This is a genomic window from Pseudomonas sp. LBUM1643 (assembly GCF_059716215.1).
In genome coordinates this window covers 6,321,383-6,337,831 of the sequence record NZ_CP166813.1, presented here as the reverse complement: position 1 = coordinate 6,337,831, position 16,449 = coordinate 6,321,383, and the positions used below count along the sequence as shown (strand labels likewise).

The window sequence follows — 16,449 nt, the reverse complement described above, 5'->3', positions numbered from 1 at the left end:
TCCGGGTCAGGCCTTGGTAGAGAACCGGTAGCCGGTGCCGCGCACGGTTTGTACCAGATTTTCGTAAGCATCACCCAAGGCTTTGCGCAGACGACGGATGTGCACATCGACCGTGCGTTCTTCGACATAAACATTGCCGCCCCACACCTGATCCAGTAGTTGGCCACGGGTGTAGGCGCGTTCCTGGTGAGTCATGAAGAATTGCAGCAAGCGGTATTCGGTCGGGCCCATCTCAGCAGGTTTGCCGTCGATGGTGACTCGGTGGCTGATCGGGTCCAGCAGCAGTCCGCCGACTTCGATCGGCGATTCGCCGTCCGTCGGCCCTGCACGCCGCAGCACGGCCTTGAGGCGCGCCACCAGCTCGCGGGGAGAAAAGGGTTTGGTGATGTAGTCATCGGCGCCGACTTCAAGACCCTGGATCTTGTTGTCTTCCTCGCCCTTTGCCGTGAGCATGATGATCGGAATGTCCCCGGTCAGCTCATCGCGCTTGAGGCGGCGGGCCAGTTCGATGCCGGACGTACCGGGCAACATCCAGTCGAGCAGGATCAGGTCCGGTTTGCGGTCGACGATAATGGCATGAGCCTGCTGGGAGTTCTCAGCCTCCAGGCAGTCATAGCCGGCCATTTCCAACGCAACGGCGATCATTTCGCGAATGGGCGCTTCGTCGTCGACGATCAGAATGCTCCTGCCAACCATGCCTTTAATCCTCTTGTCATTTAACTGTCTTGCGCCGCATTAGATAACGGAATTATTGCAGTCGTGTGACAGTATTTTAGTCGCCCTGCGATTGTCATGAACCTGAACTAAGCTCTAAGTCCGAACCCTGACAACCACAAAAGAAGGTTTCCATGACTCAATACACGCTATCCCTTAAAGCCCTGATGCTGGCAGCCGCCCTGGCTTTGCCATCAATGGCCTTCGCGGCTGAGCCTGCGATGATGGAAGGCGACATGATGGTCGACCATAAAGGCATGACCTTGTACACCTTCGACAAGGATACGGGCGGCAAGTCTGTGTGCACCGGTCAGTGCGCGGAAAACTGGCCACCGTTAAAGGCGGAAGCGGGTGCCAAGGCTGAAGGTGACTGGACAATCGTCAAGCGTGACGACGGCACGATGCAGTGGGCCTACAAGGGCAAACCGCTGTACTACTTCATGAAGGACAAGAAACCTGGAGATAAGGAAGGCGACAAAATGAAGGACGTCTGGCATGTCATCACCAACAGCGGACCGAAAATGTAACCTAGTAGTAGCTTGTGTCTCCTGTGGCGAGGGAGCTTGTCGGGTCGCCGCACCGTCCCGCTCGAGTGCGCAGCGCTCGCAGATTTTTGGGTCCGCTTCGCGGCCCAGCGGGAGCAAGCTCCCTCGCCACGTGGTTGTAGTGACTTCAACGCAACGCGTAATCCAGCACAATCCCCACAAAAATCGCCAACCCTGCCCAGTGATTGTGCAAAAACGCCTTGAAGCAACGCATCCGGTCCTTGCCACGGGTGTACCAGAACTCCCACGCAAAACAACCCGCCGCCGCCAGCAACCCGAGGTGGAACCAGCCTCCGAGTTCGAATTTCGACCCGGCCAGCAACAGGCAACCCAGTGCCAGCCCTTGCAGCGTCAGAATGATCACCCGGTCCGCTTCACCAAACAGAATTGCTGTCGATTTCACGCCGATTTTCAGGTCGTCGTCGCGATCAGTCATCGCATAATAGGTGTCGTAACCCACCGTCCACAGCAGGTTGGCGATCCACAGTAACCACGCTGCCGCCGGCAGTTCCCCGGTTTCGGCGGTGAACGCCATCGGCATCCCCCAGGAAAACGCCGCACCGAGCACCACTTGCGGGTAATAGGTGTAGCGCTTCATGAACGGATAACTGAATGCCAGCGCGAGGCCGCCGAACGAAAGCCAGACCGTCGCCGCGTTGGTGCACAACACCAGCAGGAAGCTCACGCCCATCAGCACCGCAAAAAACACCAAGGCTTCTTTCGAGCTGATCTTGCCGCTGACCAGAGGACGCTGTTCCGTGCGTTTCACATGACCGTCGACCTTGCGATCTGCCCAGTCATTGATCACGCAACCACCGGCACGGGTCAGCACGACGCCAAGAACAAAGATCACAATGTTGGCGAGCGAAGGCGAACCCTTGCCAGCGATCCACAGCGCCCACAGCGTCGGCCAGAGCAGCAGATAAATGCCGATCGGTTTATCCATGCGGGTCAGCTGAATGAAATCCCACGCCCGAGGGTTTACGCGATTCAGGGACTTGAGCAGGCTCTGATACATCAGCAATTCTCCGGATGGGCGCGGGCGGCCGCCCATAAAGTCGGCAGGAAGATCTCGGCCACCAGCACGCTCAGGGCGCCACGGTCGAAACGCGAGCGACGGCCCCACAGCTCCGGCGACCGACACTCCGCCGGCAACCATTGCTCTGGATAGTGACAAACCTCAATGGCGCGGCGCTGGAAGGCGTGATCGCAAAACAGCAGTTCACCTAAAGAGCGGCTGCCCAATTCGTCCATGTGCAACCCGTCGCCCTGCAACGCACTGCGCGCCGCCACGCTGCGGGCAAATACCCAGGCCTCGCCGTGTCCGCGCAAATACACCTCGCGCACCCAGCCCTCGCTGCCTTCAGCGAGGTCCAGCGCAACACATTCGTCGTCACGCAGCGGTTGCCAGCCTTCGAACAAAGGCGAGACGCTGAACCCGTCATTCGACAGACGGATCAACCGTCGGGTCAGTGAACCTTCATCGAACAGCCAGTCGAGGGTAGACGTGTCGGGGAGGGGCGTCAGTTGGCTTTGAGGACGCCAGAGCGGGGCCGGGCAGGGGGATTTTGAGTGCGGCACAGTGAGTCATTATTGGCAGCAAATGAGGCGGCGAGCTTACCATGTCAGTCGGCGATTTTGATTGATCCGGCATGGCGTTGCGTCGAACAGGCTTGCATCTGCCGGGCCCGATCAGTACAAAACGCCCTGAGCCGGACGGCAGCGCTTCAATCATTGACCGTTCGCGCCGGCAAAAGCCTGAACCCTGAGGAAGTATCTGAATGAAAAAGTGGCAATGTGTGGTCTGCGGCCTGATTTATAACGAAGCCGACGGCTGGCCGGACGACGGCATTGCGCCGGGCACGCTGTGGCAGGACGTGCCGGAAGACTGGCTGTGCCCGGACTGCGGCGTCGGCAAGATGGATTTCGAAATGATTGAAATCAACTAAGCAAACAGAGGAGTAAGGAATGAACGCACCTGTCGTGATCGTTGGCACTGGCCTGGCTGGCTACAACCTGGCCCGAGAGTTTCGCAAACTCGATGGCGAAACCCCGCTGCTGCTGATTACCGCAGATGATGGTCGCTCCTACTCCAAACCGATGTTGTCCACCGGCTTCGGCAAGAACAAAGACGCTGATGGCCTCAGCATGGCCGAGCCCGGTGCCATGGCCGAGCAATTGAAGGCTCAAGTGCGCACTCACACACGGATCAGCGGCATTGATCCAGGCCACAAGCGTTTGTGGATCGGCGAAGAATCGGTGATCTACCGTGATCTGGTCCTGGCGTGGGGTGCCGAAACCGTGCGCGTACCCATCGAAGGTGATGCGGCTGACAGCGTGTTTCCGATCAACGATCTGGAAGACTACGCGCGCTTTCGCGCAGCAGCGGCCGGTAAACGTCGCGTGTTGTTGCTCGGCGCCGGGCTGATCGGCTGCGAATTTGCCAACGACCTGATGCTCGGTGGTTACGAGGTGCAACTGGTTGCACCTTGCGAACAAGTCATGCCGACCCTGTTGCACCCGGCAGCTGCCGCAGCGGTTCAGGCCGGGCTGGAAAGCCTCGGTGCACGCTTCCACCTTGGGCCGGTGCTCAATCGCTTGCAGCGAGTGGCTGACGGGCTGGAAGCGCATCTGTCCGACGGTCAGGTCATTGCGTGTGACGTCGTGGTATCGGCCATCGGCTTGCGCCCGCGCATCGATCTGGCCGCCGCTGCCGGTGTTCAGGTCAACCGTGGCGTCGTGGTCGACCGGCACCTGAAAACCTCCCACGCCAACATCTACGCGCTGGGAGATTGTGCCGAGGTCGACGGGTTGAATCTGCTGTACGTCATGCCGCTCATGAGTTGTGCCAGAGCACTGGCTCAAACCCTTGCCGGCAACCCCACCGTAGTGAACTACGGGGCGATGCCGATTACCGTCAAAACGCCGGTATGCCCGTTGGTTGTTTCCCCTCCGCCACGCGGTCAGGAAGGTGTCTGGACCGTCGAAGGGCAGGGCCCGGACATCAAGGCATTGTGCCGCGATGCCGACGGCAAACTGCTCGGTTACGCCCTGACCGGTGCAGCGGTGATGGAGAAACTGGCACTGAACAAAGAGCTTCCTGCGCTGCTGGCGTAAATACTGGTCGTTCTGTCGGAATCACCCCGCCTTTGCCCCCACAAACGTCGCGCCGAGACTGGCGCGGCTCCCCGCTGCGTGCCATTCTCACTCCCGTCTGCCGCAGAGTAGAGCACCTGCGGCGCTTTTGGCGCTGTTCCAACGAGAACAGCACGGACATAACAACAAAAAACCGTCAAAGGGGCTTCACTAATGCGTAAACCAGAACTCGCCGCTGCAATCGCGGAAAAAGCAGATCTCACCAAAGAGCAGGCCAACCGCGTCCTCAACGCCGTTCTCGAAGAAATCACCGGCGCTCTGCACCGCAAGGACAGCGTCACGCTGGTGGGCTTCGGTACCTTCCTGCAACGCCACCGCGGTGCCCGCACCGGCAAAAACCCGCAAACCGGTGAGCCAGTGAAAATCAAGGCAAGCAACACGGTTGCGTTCAAACCAGGCAAATCGTTGAAAGACAGCGTTAATCCGTAACACCGACCGACGTCCTGCGTAGCGCGGGAGCGGGATAAAAAATGGGTACGCCAATTAAAATTGGGTACCCATTTTTTTTGCGCGTTACATTTTGTTTTATACGTAACCTAGTTCGATGGTACGAATTGTGATTTCAAAATGTTAGGTGGCGAAGTTGTCGGTCGCTGCGCAAAAAGTTGCTCAGTTCAATAGGTGTAATCATTTTTATGCAAGTAACTAAGCACCAATGAATACGGGTCCTGCAGGTTTATGTTGAATGTAAATCGCCAGAAAGCGACTCTTCCTACATACAAATCAAATCATCGTAGAGTAAGTTTCGCCACCTGAACGGGGACTGACTTAGTTGCGGTGGCGTAAATGTTAAATAAGCATGCAGGTCCAGATCGGACTAATTCAGATACAACCCTGACGACATTTTTTTCTACCGGGCGTAAGTACTCGTGACTTACTCCAGCAAGCTATCGGCCTATTATTTTGAACTCGCCAAAACCCCGGTTATCGATGGGCGTTTCGCGGGCGAGGACGTTCGCTTTTCGAACGAATATGAGGCATTGGAAAGTGAGCTTCGCAAAGCCCAATCCATGCACGAAAGCGGTCACATCGACTGGCTGAAAATCCGCGAAAACAGTGAAAGCCTGCTACGTACCCAGTCCAAGGACTTGCGGGTCGGTGCATGGCTGACGTGGGCGCTGTATCAGCGCGAGTCGTACCAAGGTTTGCTGGCCGGGCTTGGTTTGCTGCACCACCTGTGCGAACACCACTGGCCAGACATTTACCCGGGCAAGGCGCGCACCCGTTCCGCTGCCATCAGCTGGTTGATACCCCGTCTCGACCAAGTGCTGAACGAACACATTCCGCTCAAAGAGCAACTGCCACTGTTCCGCCAACTGGTAGAGCATCTGGAAGGTCTCGATACGGCGTGCACCCAGCATTTGGGGAATGAAGCCCCCTTACTCCTGCCAATCGCCCGACGTTTGAAAAATCTGGTGCAGCGCGCTGCGGACAATCAACCGGAGCCCGGTGTCATCGGCACCGCGATAGCCCAGGTCAAACAAGTCGCTGCGCAGTTGCTCGTCACCAACGAGCCCATCGACAACGAAAAAGACGCTCAAAAGGCGCTGCGTGCACAGCAGGAAAGTGCCCGTCCGTTGTGTGCCTGGTGGCTCAAGCAAAAGGCCACGGATCTGCGGGCCTTGCGACTCAATCGCATGTTGCTGTGGTTGTCCGTCGATGCATTGCCGGATCGCAATGGCGAGCAAATCACTTCGCTACGCGGGCTCCCGGCTGATCGACTCAAAACTTATCAGGAACGTTACGACCAGGCGCGGTATGCCGATCTTCTGGTGGACCTCGAGGCCAGCCTGTCAAAGGCGCCGTTCTGGTTCGACGGTCACCGAATGGCCTGGGAATGTTTGCAGGGTCTGAACGCCGAGTCGGCGATGCGCGAGGTGGAGGTTCAGTTTGCGCAATTGATCGAGCGCCTGCCTGGACTGATCGAATTGCGCTTCCAAGATGGCGCACCTTTTGCCGATCCCGCCACCCGTGCGTGGATTGCCGGCCATGTCATGCCGCATCTGCAACCCGCCAGTACGCCACTCCCCATTGAGGCAACTGAGAACCAGCCCGAGTGGGAGTCGGCCCTCGAAGAAGCGCTGCCGATCTTGCGCAAGGATGGGCTCAAGGTCGCCGTGCAAAAGCTCAAGCAGGGGCTTCAAAGCGCTCAGGGCGGTCGCTCGCGGTTTTTCTGGCAGTTAACGCTCGCCCGGCTCTGCATCTCGGCCAAGAAATACGAACTGGCCAAGACCCAACTCGAAACCCTCGACCAGACATTGCAGGACTCAGGCCTCGGTGGCTGGGAGCCCGATCTTGTCCTGGAAGTGCTGCATCTACTACATAGCTGCTGCGAGTTGTTGCCGCAGAACCATGAGGTGCGTGAGCGCAAGGAAGAGATTTATCGCCGGTTGTGCCACCTCGACCTTGAAGTGGTACTCGATTAGGCCCCAGGGCCAACACCATAAGGAAAATAGCCATGGCCAAAGAAGGCTCTGTCGCCCCTAAAGAACGCATCAACGTCACCTTCAAACCTGCCATCGGCGGCAGTCAGGAAGAGATTGAGCTGCCGCTGAAATTGCTGGTCATCGGCGACTACACCCATCGCAAGGACGAACGCAAAGTTGAAGATCGCAAGCCGATCAGCATCGACAGGACGACGTTCGACGAAGTGCTCGCCAAGCAGGAGCTACAGCTGACGTTGAGCGTTCCGAATCGCCTGCAGGATGAAAACGCCACCGAAGAGCTGGCAGTGAAGATTCACGTCAAATCCATGAAGGACTTCAATCCGGCCAGCCTTGTCGAGCAAGTGCCAGAACTGAAAAAACTGATGGAGCTACGCAATGCGCTGGTCGCCCTGAAAGGTCCGCTGGGTAATGCGCCTGCCTTCCGCAAAGCCATCGAAGACGTGCTGGCCGATGACGAATCCCGAGGCCGCGTATTGGGTGAGTTAGGCCTGAACACCAACGTCTCGAACGCCTGAGTCTCCATCAGCCAAGGAAGCCAAACTATGAGCACGAGTGCAACGCAGCAGAACATCAACGAGATCAGCGAATACAGCATTCTCGATAGCATCATTGCCGAAACCCGGCTGACCCCGGACGACGATGCGTACAACATCGCCAAGCGTGGTGTATCGGCATTCATTGAAGAGTTGCTCAAGCCGCAGAACAACGGCGAGCCAGTGAAGAAAGCCATGGTCGATCGCATGATCGCCGAGATCGACGCCAAGCTTAGTCTTCAAATGGATGAAATCCTGCATCACGCGGGTTTCCAGTCCATGGAGTCGTCGTGGCGGGGCCTCAAATTGCTGGTCGATCGCACCAACTTCCGCGAAAACATCAAGATTGAAATCCTCAACGTCTCGAAAGAAGACTTGCTGGACGACTTTGAAGACTCGCCAGAGGTGATGCAGGCTGGCCTGTACAAGCACATCTATACGGCCGAGTACGGTCAATTTGGCGGAAACCCGGTGGGTGCGATCATTGCCAATTACTTCATGTCCCCAAGCTCGCCGGACGTGAAGCTGATGCAGTACGTGTCCAGCGTTGCCTGCATGTCACATGCACCGTTCATTGCCGCTGCCGGCCCGAACTTCTTTGGTCTGGAAAGCTTCACCGGTCTGCCGGACATGAAGGACCTGAAGGATCACTTCGACGGCCCGCAATTCGCCAAATGGCAGAGCTTTCGTCAATCAGAAGATGCCCGCTACGTCGCCCTGACCGTGCCGCGTTTTCTGCTGCGCAGCCCGTATGACCCGCAAGAAAATCCGATCAAGTCCTTCGTGTACAAAGAAACGGTCGCCAACAATCACGAGCACTACCTGTGGGGCAACACCGCTTATGCATTTGGCACCCGGCTGACTGACAGCTTCGCCAGATTCCGTTGGTGCCCGAACATCATCGGTCCGCAGAGTGGCGGTGCGGTGGAAGACCTGCCGTTGCATCACTTCGAAAGCATGGGTGAAATCGAAACCAAGATCCCGACCGAGGTTCTGGTGTCCGACCGTCGCGAATACGAGTTGGCGGACGAAGGCTTCATCTCCCTGACGATGCGCAAAGGCAGCGACAACGCCGCGTTCTTCTCGGCCAATTCGGTACAAAAACCCAAACTCTTTGGCATCAGTGACGAAGGCCGGACGGCGGAGCTCAACTACAAGCTCGGTACGCAACTGCCGTACATGATGATCGTCAACCGACTGGCTCACTACCTGAAAGTGCTGCAGCGCGAGCAACTTGGTTCCTGGAAAGAACGTACCGACCTCGAACTGGAACTCAACAAGTGGATTCGCCAGTACGTGGCCGACCAGGAAAATCCAAGCGCTGAAGTGCGTGGGCGTCGTCCACTACGCGCGGCCCAGGTCCTCGTCGGTGATGTCGAGGGCGAGCCGGGCTGGTATCGCGTCAGCCTGAATGTGCGCCCGCACTTCAAGTACATGGGGGCTGATTTCACCCTGTCGCTGGTTGGCAAGCTGGATAAAGGTTGAGCGAAAAGCACCCATGACCGGATATGGCAGCCTGTTTGAACGCCTGAACGGCGACGCGCAAAAACGTGTCGGCTCACGCCACGATATGTGCGTTGTGGCGTCGGTGGCTGCTCATTTGGCCAAGATGCTCAGCACCCGATTGGGCAGTGTGCAGACACTGTCCGACTACGGTTTGCCTGATTTGAATGACATGCGCTTGAGCCTGCACGACTCCCTGAGTCAGGCGCGCCGGGCCATCGAACACTTCATCGAAGCCTATGAACCGCGTCTGCGCGATGTTCGTGTGATCTCTTTGCCGCGTGAGGACGATCAACTACGCCTCACATTCCGTATCGAAGCCCTGCTGCACGTCGAAGGCTTAAAGCAGCAGGTCGCTTTCGCCGCGAAGCTCGATGGTAGCGGTCAGGTCAAGGTCAGCTAACGACACACAGGTACCCATCATGTCCTTTAACCACTACTACCAAAGTGAGCTCACTGCACTTCGCCAGTCAGGGCGTCGATTCGCTGAGCGTAGTCCTGCACTGGCACCGTTTTTGGGGCAGGCCGGACGAGATCCGGATGTGGAGCGTCTGCTCGAAGGATTTGCATTTCTGACCGGTCGCCTGCGCCAGAAACTCGATGACGAATTGCCGGAGCTCAGTCATTCATTGATGCACCTGCTGTGGCCCAACTACATGCGGCCGCTGCCGGCGTTCAGCATGTTGCAATTCGACCCGTTGCAACGTTCCGGACCCGCCGTCATGGTCGAGCGCGACACACCGGTGGAGAGCGTGCCAGTCGACGATGTGATTTGTCGCTTCCGCACCTGCTATCCCACTGAGGTGCTGCCACTGGAGCTGGTAGCGCTGAACTACTCGATCAAGGGCGACGGAGCGCTGCTGAGCTTGCGGTTGGCGATGAGCGCTGAGGGTCACCTTGGCGAGTTGGACCTGAGTCGACTGCGTCTGCATTTCGCCGGTGAGCGCTACATTACCCAGCTGCTATACCTTGGCGTATTGCGCAATCTGCAAGGTATCGAGCTGATTCCCCTGGATGGCGCAGGTATGCCAGTCGATGGTGAAAGCGACACACCCCTGGCATTCACTATTCCGGGTGACCGTGTGCAACCGGTGGGTTTTGCTGAAGAGGAAGCGCTGATTCCGTATCCGCTGAATACCTTTCGCGGCTATCGCTACCTCCAAGAATATTTCGCCTTTCAGGATAAATTCCTGTTCGTTGACGTCAATGGTCTCGATCTCCTGAATGCCTTGCCTGAGGACGTGCTCAAACGGATGCGCGGCCTGGAATTGCGTTTCGACATTCGCAAAAGTGGTATCCAGCGACTGCGCCCGACGCTGGAGAATGTGAAGCTCTACTGCACGCCGATCGTCAACCTGTTCAATCACGATGCACTGCCCATTCGCCTCGATGGCAAACAGGATGAATACCTGTTGCTGCCGGCCGAATACGACCAGGAAAACTGCGGTGTGTTCTCGGTGGAAACCGTGAAGGGCTGGAAGGCGGGGAATGCTGGATTTCAAGACTATGTCCCCTTCGAGTCTTTCGAGCACGACTCGAGTTTCGATGTTCCCACCAGCCGTTCGTATTACAGCGTTCGCCAACGATCATCCTCCCTGCATGACGGGCTCGACACCCATCTCAGTTTTGGCATTCGCCACGCCGATGCGACGGAAACCCTGTCGATCGAGCTGGTATGCACCAACCAGAATCTACCGCGCAAGCTCAAGCTTGGTGATATCTGCAAGCCTGGTGTGAAGACGCCGGAGTTCCTGAGCTTTCGCAACATCACCTCGGCCACGTCGAGTTTCGCTCCACCGCTGAACAGTGACTTCCTCTGGAAGCTGATCAGCAACATGTCGCTCAACTATCTCTCGCTGGCTGACGTCAACGCGTTGAAGGTGATTCTCGAAACCTACGACCTGCCGCGTCATTACGATCAGCAGGCAGAGAAAGTCAGCAAACGATTGTTGGGTGGACTCAAGTCGATCAGGCACGAACACGTCGATCGATTGCACCGGGGTTTACCGATTCGTGGGTTGCGCACCGAGCTGACTATCGACCCGCAAGGGTATATCGGCGAGGGCGACCTTTTCGTTTTCGGGTCTGTGCTCAACGAGTTCTTCGCGCTTTACGCCAGTCTTAATTCGTACCACGAACTGCGGGTACTCAGCACACAAGGAGACGTGTACCAATGGACACCCCGCATGGGCCTGCAGCCCCTGCTCTGAGCGGGCTGACCCAGGTAATACGCGAGTATTCGCTGTTCCAGGCCGTGCTGCTGGTGGTTGACCGGCTGCGCGATGTACACCCGCATTTGAGCGAAGATGATCTGTATGACCAATTGGAATTTCAGGCCAACCCGGGCTTCGGGTTCCCTGGCAGTGACGTTGATCGCGTGGAGTTTTTTGAAGAACACGGACTGTTGCGTGCGCGCCTGCGTTTCAACCTTGTCAGCCTGGTGGGGTCGGGTTCACCACTGCCGGCGTTCTATAGTGAACAGGCGTTAGGCGATAGCGAAGAAGGGAACACGACCCGCGACTTTCTCGACCTGTTCCATCATCGCCTGCATCGGCTGATGCTGCTGATCTGGCGCAAGTACCGCTACTGCGCACGCTTTCAGAGCGGCGCTCTCGACCCGTTTTCCGCGCAATTGTTTGCGCTGATCGGGCTCGGCAGCAAAGAGCTGCGCCGGGCTCGGGAACTGAACTGGAAACGCCTGTTGCCGTACCTCGGTCTGCTCAGCTTGCGAGCGCATTCGGCAGCCTTGATTGAGGCAGTGCTGCGTTACTACTTCAAGCATGCCGAATTGAGTATCGAGCAGTGCATCGAGCGTCGCGTGGAGATCCTCGGCGAACAGCGCAATCGCCTGGGTTGCAGTAACAGCGTGCTCGGAGACGATCTGGTGCTGGGCGAACACGTCCGCGATCGCAGCGGCAAATTCCGTATTCACATTCGCGAGCTCGATTGGCAGCGCTTTCACGAATTCCTGCCGATCGGTATTGGCTACCAACCGCTCTGCGCGCTGGTGCGTTTCACCCTGCGCGACCCCCTCGATTACGACATTCGCCTGGTCCTGTGCAAGGACGAAATCCGCGAGCTGCGCATCGGCGAACCGAACGTCTGTCGTCTGGGCTGGACCAGTTGGCTGGGCCGCGAACAGGCGGACGGCGTGGTGACCCTGGACAGCAAAATTCATTAAGGATGTGAGACACATGATCAACGTAGACCTGCAACTCTTGATTCAGGCACTGGACGTCGAAACGCGTCGCGACCTGGAAAGCGCTGCCGAACGATGTGTCGCCCGTGGTGGCAGCAAAATACTCGTCGAAGACCTGCTGCTGGGTTTGCTGGAACGCCCACAAGGCCTCTTGGCGAAGGCGCTGCGCGATGCCGACATCGACGCAGGGGAAATGAGTAGCGCCCTGCAATCACGCGTTGAGCACAACGCTTCACGCAACCCGGTGTTCGCCCCGGAACTGGTGCAATGGCTGCAGGACGCCTTGCTGGTGGCCAACCTTGAGCTGGGTCAAATCCAGGTCGAACAAGGTGCGTTGATTCTCGCGTTGCTGCGCAACCCGATGCGTTATGCCGGTAGCCGCTATCAGGCGTTGTTGTCCAGGCTGAACATTGAACGACTGAAAGCATATGCCCTGTCTTGCACAGAGCAAGTGGTCCCCGGAAAACCGGATGTGTCGGGTGAGTCTCTGCTTGCGCGATTCACCCACAACCTGACCCAACAAGCTCGCGATGGCCTGATCGACCCGGTGCTGTGTCGCGATAGCGAGATCCGTCAGATGGTCGACATCCTGGCTCGTCGCCGCAAAAACAACCCGATTGTGGTGGGTGATGCTGGTGTCGGCAAAACGGCCATTGTCGAAGGGCTGGCCTCGCGCATCGCGGCGGGTGAAGTGCCGCACGTTCTTAAAGATGTCGAACTCCTGTCTTTGGATATGGGACTCTTGCAGGCCGGTGCCAGCGTTAAAGGCGAATTCGAGCGCCGCCTCAAAGGCGTGATTGATGAGGTCAACGCTTCACCGAAACCCATTGTTCTATTCATTGATGAAGCCCATACCCTGATCGGCGCGGGCGGCAATGCGGGCGGCTCCGACGCGGCCAACCTGCTCAAGCCGGCCCTGGCGCGTGGCGAGTTGCGCACCATCGCCGCCACGACCTGGGCGGAATACAAGAAGTACTTCGAAAAAGACCCGGCGCTCGCCCGACGTTTCCAACCGGTTCACCTGCACGAACCAACCGTCAGCGACGCAGTGACGATTCTGCGTGGGCTTGCGCAAGTCTACGAAAAAAGTCACGGCATTTATCTTCGCGATGACGCGGTCGTCGCGGCCGCCGAATTGTCCGCCCGCTACCTCACGGGCCGTCAGCTGCCGGACAAGGCCGTCGATGTTCTGGACACCGCTTGCGCCCGTGTGCGCATCAGCCTTGCAGCTGCTCCGCCTAGCCTTGAACGCCTGCGTGGCGAGCTGGCCGAAGGTCGCTGCCAGCGGCTGGCACTGCGGCGCGATGCCGAAGCAGGATTGCCGATCGACCATCCGGCGCTGGCCGCACTGGAGAGTCGTTTAGCCGTCGTTCAAAGCGACGTCATGCATATCGAGGCCCTTTGGATTGAGCAGAAAGAACAGGCAGAACGCCTTCTGGATCTGCGTCAACAACTTGCTAAAGCGCGGCAAAGCTCCCTCGAAGAGTTAACCCTGGAGCAGGCTCAACGTGTCGAAGGACTGGAAGCCGCGCTGCACGACACTCACCGTGCCCTGACCGCTGCGCAAGTCAACGAGCGCCTGGTGAGTTTTGAAGTGTGCCCACGCCTGGTGGCCGAAGTGATCAGTGCCTGGACCGGCGTCCCGCTGGCGCAACTGGCCCGTGAGCACAACACCAGGGTCGCCAGTTTCGCCACCGACCTTGGCACTCGTATCCGTGGTCAGGAACAAGCGGTTCAAGCGTTGGACCGCTCGATGCGTGCGGCGGCGGCCGGCCTCAACAACCCCGACGCGCCAGTGGGTGTGTTCCTGCTGGTCGGCCCTAGCGGTGTCGGGAAAACCGAAACTGCATTGGCGCTCGCTGACTTGCTGTACGGCGGCGATCGTTTCATCACCACGATCAACATGTCCGAGTTCCAGGAAAAACATACCGTTTCGCGCCTCATCGGTGCACCGTCGGGCTACGTCGGTTACGGGGAGGGCGGCATGCTCACCGAGGCCGTTCGCCAGAAGCCGTATTCGGTGGTGCTGCTCGACGAAGTCGAAAAAGCCGACCCGGACGTGCTGAACCTGTTCTACCAAATCTTCGACAAAGGTGTGGCCAACGATGGGGAAGGGCGCGAGATCAATTTTCGCAACACGTTGATCCTGATGACGTCGAACCTTGGCAGCGAACGCATCGGTGAGCTCTGCAAAAACGGTGCGCAGCCCACTGCGCAAATGCTCGAAGAAACCATTCGGCCAGTTCTCGGCAAACACTTCAAACCGGCGTTGTTGGCGCGTATGCGCGTGGTGCCTTACCACCCGGTTGCCGGCCCGGTCTTGCGCGAGCTGATTGAAATCAAACTGGGTCGATTGGGCGAACGGCTGAGTAGTCGTCAACTGGAATTCACGTACTCGCGCAGCCTTGTCGATCACCTGGCCGAACGCTGCCAGCAAAGCGATAGCGGCGCTCGTCTGATCGACCACTTGCTGGAACTGCACGTACTGCCGCTGGTGGCTGATCGCTTGATTGCAGCAATGGCGGTCGGGGACAGTCTCAGCCGTGTTCACGCAACGCTCGACGACACCTCCTGCGTTACCTGTGAGTTCGTCTGATGGGTGTCATGTTCACTCAATTGCCACAGCCGCTGGCGTATGCCGAGGCCTTGTTGGCCCAGTTCTCCAGCCTTTCCCGATCGGCAGACAGCGCCGCGCTGCTCAGCGACCTCGTGCGCGGGTTAGGCACGCTTACCGGTTGCGAACTGGCGCAGTTGTACCTGCTGGATACATCCAGTACCTGCCTTGGAATCGCGACTGAATGCCTGAACGGCATTCTGCAACCCAGAGACGCGACAAGCCTGTCGACCGATTACAGCGCTGAGCAATTGCTGCAATTTGCCCTGAGTCACAATCGCGTGGTCTGTCTCACTGAGTTGAGTGGCACCTTGCACAAAAGCGATTTTCTGCCCCCGCAGAACCTGCCTTGGCAGTCATTTCTGTGCGTGCCACTGGTCAATCAGCAACAGAGCGTCGAAGGCTTGCTGGTGTGTGCCAGTCCTCGACACATCGAGCTGCGAGGCTTCGCCGATTCACTCGCCCAGCTGGGTTCGTTCGTGCTCGGTCAACTGCACTTGCTGCAACGTTTACGTGGGCCTGCGGTTGAGTCACAGCCCATGTCGATCAACATTCCGAGCGCCAGGGATTTCGGATTGATCGGTAGAAGCCCGGCCATGCGTCAGATGTGTTCGCTGATCAATAAAGTCTTGAACAGCCCATACACCGTGCTGCTGCGCGGCGAGACGGGCACGGGCAAGGAAGTGATCGCGCGAGCGATTCACGATGGCGGGGCACGGCGTGCGAAATCTTTCATCGTGCAGAACTGTGCAGCGTTTCCCGAAAGTCTTTTGGAAAGTGAGCTCTTCGGCTATCGCAAAGGTGCTTTCACGGGCGCTGACCGCGATCGGCCAGGACTATTTGATGCCGCAAATGGTGGAACCTTGTTGCTGGACGAAATTGGCGATATGCCGCTGTCCCTGCAAGCCAAGTTGTTACGCGTACTTCAGGAGGGCGAAATCCGCCCGCTGGGTTGCAACGATACCCACAAGGTCGATGTGCGCATCATTGCCGCGACTCACCGCGACTTGGCGGTCTTGGTCCGCGAAGGAAAATTTCGTGAGGACCTGTACTACCGCCTCGCGCAATTCCCGATCGAATTGCCGGCCCTTCGTTACCGCGCTGGAGACGTCCCGGAACTGGCTCGGCACTTTGCCGCAAAGGCCTGCGCGTTCCTGCAACGCGATACCGTGCGCTGGTCAGAGGCGGCACTGGCTCACCTGTCAGCTTATGCCTTTCCGGGCAACGTTCGCGAACTCAAAAGCCTGGTTGAGCGGGCGGTTCTGCTCTGTGAGGGCGGCGAGTTGCTGCCTGAGCATTTCTCCCTGCGTACGGATGTCATAGCGCATGCCGGCAGTGCTCACCTGCGTGAACGAATGGCGCAGGTCGAACGCAGCCTGCTGGTCGAGTGCCTGCGCAAGAACGCCGGTAACCAGACCGCTTCTGCCCGAGAGCTGGGACTGCCACGCCGCACGCTGTTGTATCGACTTGATCGACTGAACATCAGCGCGTGCGACATCAATGGTTGAGCTCGATTTCTGCCATTCAAGGAGGCTTGCCCTTCGCCTCGCATCCACTTTCACCGCCCTGGAGACCCTCTGATGCCTGTTCGTCACCGGCACGCTGTTCTGCTGACCCTCGTTGTTCTATGTGGCCTCGGCGGCTGTAGCGGCAACTACAAATTCAACGACGACACCTATCGCCCTCTGGGTGATCCGCAAGCAGTCAATCGCGGCAAGTGATCACAAGGAGCAAGACG

16 protein-coding genes are annotated in these 16,449 nt (G+C 58.1%); 13 read left to right on the top strand and 3 right to left on the bottom strand.

Translation table 11 applies throughout. The features are described from left to right. Positions 1–6 precede the first annotated feature (6 nt). A complete protein-coding gene (gene phoB, locus ACA063_RS28730; protein WP_008007735.1) occupies positions 7–696 on the bottom strand; it encodes a phosphate regulon transcriptional regulator PhoB in 690 nt (229 codons plus the stop codon). A gap of 152 nt (positions 697–848) precedes the next feature. Here phoB and ACA063_RS28725 point away from each other — a divergent pair, with 152 nt between their 5' ends. Beyond that, positions 849–1,241: a COG4315 family predicted lipoprotein gene (locus ACA063_RS28725; protein WP_497664233.1), complete on the top strand. Its 393-nt coding sequence runs from the start codon at positions 849–851 to the stop codon at positions 1,239–1,241. 145 nt (positions 1,242–1,386) lie between these two features. On the opposite strand, the gene ubiA is transcribed toward ACA063_RS28725, so the two are convergent. Together ubiA and ACA063_RS28715 are read right to left on the bottom strand one after the other, a co-directional pair. Further along, positions 1,387–2,277, bottom strand: coding sequence for a 4-hydroxybenzoate octaprenyltransferase (gene ubiA, locus ACA063_RS28720; RefSeq protein WP_497664232.1), 891 nt, complete (start codon positions 2,275–2,277; stop codon positions 1,387–1,389). Beyond that, positions 2,277–2,840, bottom strand: a complete 564-nt coding sequence (locus tag ACA063_RS28715; RefSeq protein WP_497664231.1) for a chorismate--pyruvate lyase family protein — start codon at positions 2,838–2,840, stop codon at positions 2,277–2,279. Before ACA063_RS28715 ends, ubiA begins: the two co-directional genes overlap by 1 nt. 200 nt (positions 2,841–3,040) lie before the next feature. Here ACA063_RS28715 and ACA063_RS28710 point away from each other — a divergent pair, with 200 nt between their 5' ends. The 12 genes from ACA063_RS28710 to ACA063_RS28655 all read left to right on the top strand — a co-directional run bounded on the left by ACA063_RS28710 (position 3,041) and on the right by ACA063_RS28655 (position 16,432). Next, a complete protein-coding gene (locus ACA063_RS28710) occupies positions 3,041–3,208 on the top strand; it encodes a rubredoxin (protein ID WP_007954349.1) in 168 nt (55 codons plus the stop codon). Positions 3,209–3,227: 19 nt separating this feature from the next. Beyond that, complete coding sequence (locus ACA063_RS28705; protein ID WP_497664230.1) at positions 3,228–4,376, top strand: NAD(P)/FAD-dependent oxidoreductase; 1,149 nt, start codon at positions 3,228–3,230, stop codon at positions 4,374–4,376. 192 nt (positions 4,377–4,568) lie between these two features. After that, positions 4,569–4,844 (top strand): HU family DNA-binding protein, encoded by a 276-nt coding sequence (locus ACA063_RS28700; RefSeq protein ID WP_003213368.1) that lies wholly within the window; start codon positions 4,569–4,571, stop codon positions 4,842–4,844. Positions 4,845–5,284: 440 nt separating this feature from the next. Beyond that, entirely contained in the window at positions 5,285–6,841 is a 1,557-nt protein-coding gene (gene tssA, locus ACA063_RS28695) for a type VI secretion system protein TssA (RefSeq protein ID WP_497664229.1), read from the top strand. Positions 6,842–6,873: 32 nt separating this feature from the next. Next, positions 6,874–7,377, top strand: a complete 504-nt coding sequence (gene tssB / locus ACA063_RS28690) for a type VI secretion system contractile sheath small subunit (RefSeq protein ID WP_497664228.1) — start codon at positions 6,874–6,876, stop codon at positions 7,375–7,377. A 27-nt stretch (positions 7,378–7,404) separates the two neighbouring features. Then, positions 7,405–8,880, top strand: coding sequence for a type VI secretion system contractile sheath large subunit (gene tssC / locus ACA063_RS28685; protein WP_497664227.1), 1,476 nt, complete (start codon positions 7,405–7,407; stop codon positions 8,878–8,880). Positions 8,881–8,893: 13 nt separating this feature from the next. Further along, positions 8,894–9,301, top strand: coding sequence for a type VI secretion system baseplate subunit TssE (gene tssE / locus ACA063_RS28680; protein ID WP_497664226.1), 408 nt, complete (start codon positions 8,894–8,896; stop codon positions 9,299–9,301). A 19-nt stretch (positions 9,302–9,320) separates the two neighbouring features. Continuing rightward, positions 9,321–11,108, top strand: a complete 1,788-nt coding sequence (tssF, locus tag ACA063_RS28675) for a type VI secretion system baseplate subunit TssF (RefSeq protein ID WP_497664225.1) — start codon at positions 9,321–9,323, stop codon at positions 11,106–11,108. Next, positions 11,072–12,079 (top strand): type VI secretion system baseplate subunit TssG, encoded by a 1,008-nt coding sequence (gene tssG, locus ACA063_RS28670; protein WP_497664224.1) that lies wholly within the window; start codon positions 11,072–11,074, stop codon positions 12,077–12,079. Before tssF ends, tssG begins: the two co-directional genes overlap by 37 nt. Before the next feature lie 13 nt (positions 12,080–12,092). Beyond that, positions 12,093–14,693 (top strand): type VI secretion system ATPase TssH, encoded by a 2,601-nt coding sequence (gene tssH, locus ACA063_RS28665; protein ID WP_497664223.1) that lies wholly within the window; start codon positions 12,093–12,095, stop codon positions 14,691–14,693. A gap of 8 nt (positions 14,694–14,701) precedes the next feature. After that, positions 14,702–16,219 (top strand): sigma 54-interacting transcriptional regulator, encoded by a 1,518-nt coding sequence (locus tag ACA063_RS28660; protein WP_497664222.1) that lies wholly within the window; start codon positions 14,702–14,704, stop codon positions 16,217–16,219. A gap of 72 nt (positions 16,220–16,291) precedes the next feature. Next, entirely contained in the window at positions 16,292–16,432 is a 141-nt protein-coding gene (locus tag ACA063_RS28655; RefSeq protein ID WP_162436630.1) for a type VI secretion protein, read from the top strand. Positions 16,433–16,449 lie beyond the last annotated feature (17 nt).

Bases quoted from the DNA above. Each gene is read 5' to 3' on its own strand.
- phoB (WP_008007735.1), bottom strand. From the start codon at position 696: ATGGTTGGCAGGAGCATTCTGATCGTCGACGACGAAGCGCCCATTCGC.
- ACA063_RS28725 (WP_497664233.1), top strand. From the start codon at position 849: ATGACTCAATACACGCTATCCCTTAAAGCCCTGATGCTGGCAGCCGCC.
- ubiA (WP_497664232.1), bottom strand. From the start codon at position 2,277: ATGTATCAGAGCCTGCTCAAGTCCCTGAATCGCGTAAACCCTCGGGCG.
- ACA063_RS28710 (WP_007954349.1), top strand. From the start codon at position 3,041: ATGAAAAAGTGGCAATGTGTGGTCTGCGGCCTGATTTATAACGAAGCC.
- ACA063_RS28705 (WP_497664230.1), top strand. From the start codon at position 3,228: ATGAACGCACCTGTCGTGATCGTTGGCACTGGCCTGGCTGGCTACAAC.
- ACA063_RS28700 (WP_003213368.1), top strand. From the start codon at position 4,569: ATGCGTAAACCAGAACTCGCCGCTGCAATCGCGGAAAAAGCAGATCTC.
- tssB (WP_497664228.1), top strand. From the start codon at position 6,874: ATGGCCAAAGAAGGCTCTGTCGCCCCTAAAGAACGCATCAACGTCACC.
- tssC (WP_497664227.1), top strand. From the start codon at position 7,405: ATGAGCACGAGTGCAACGCAGCAGAACATCAACGAGATCAGCGAATAC.
- tssE (WP_497664226.1), top strand. From the start codon at position 8,894: ATGACCGGATATGGCAGCCTGTTTGAACGCCTGAACGGCGACGCGCAA.
- tssF (WP_497664225.1), top strand. From the start codon at position 9,321: ATGTCCTTTAACCACTACTACCAAAGTGAGCTCACTGCACTTCGCCAG.
- tssG (WP_497664224.1), top strand. From the start codon at position 11,072: ATGGACACCCCGCATGGGCCTGCAGCCCCTGCTCTGAGCGGGCTGACC.
- tssH (WP_497664223.1), top strand. From the start codon at position 12,093: ATGATCAACGTAGACCTGCAACTCTTGATTCAGGCACTGGACGTCGAA.
- ACA063_RS28660 (WP_497664222.1), top strand. From the start codon at position 14,702: ATGTTCACTCAATTGCCACAGCCGCTGGCGTATGCCGAGGCCTTGTTG.
- ACA063_RS28655 (WP_162436630.1), top strand. From the start codon at position 16,292: ATGCCTGTTCGTCACCGGCACGCTGTTCTGCTGACCCTCGTTGTTCTA.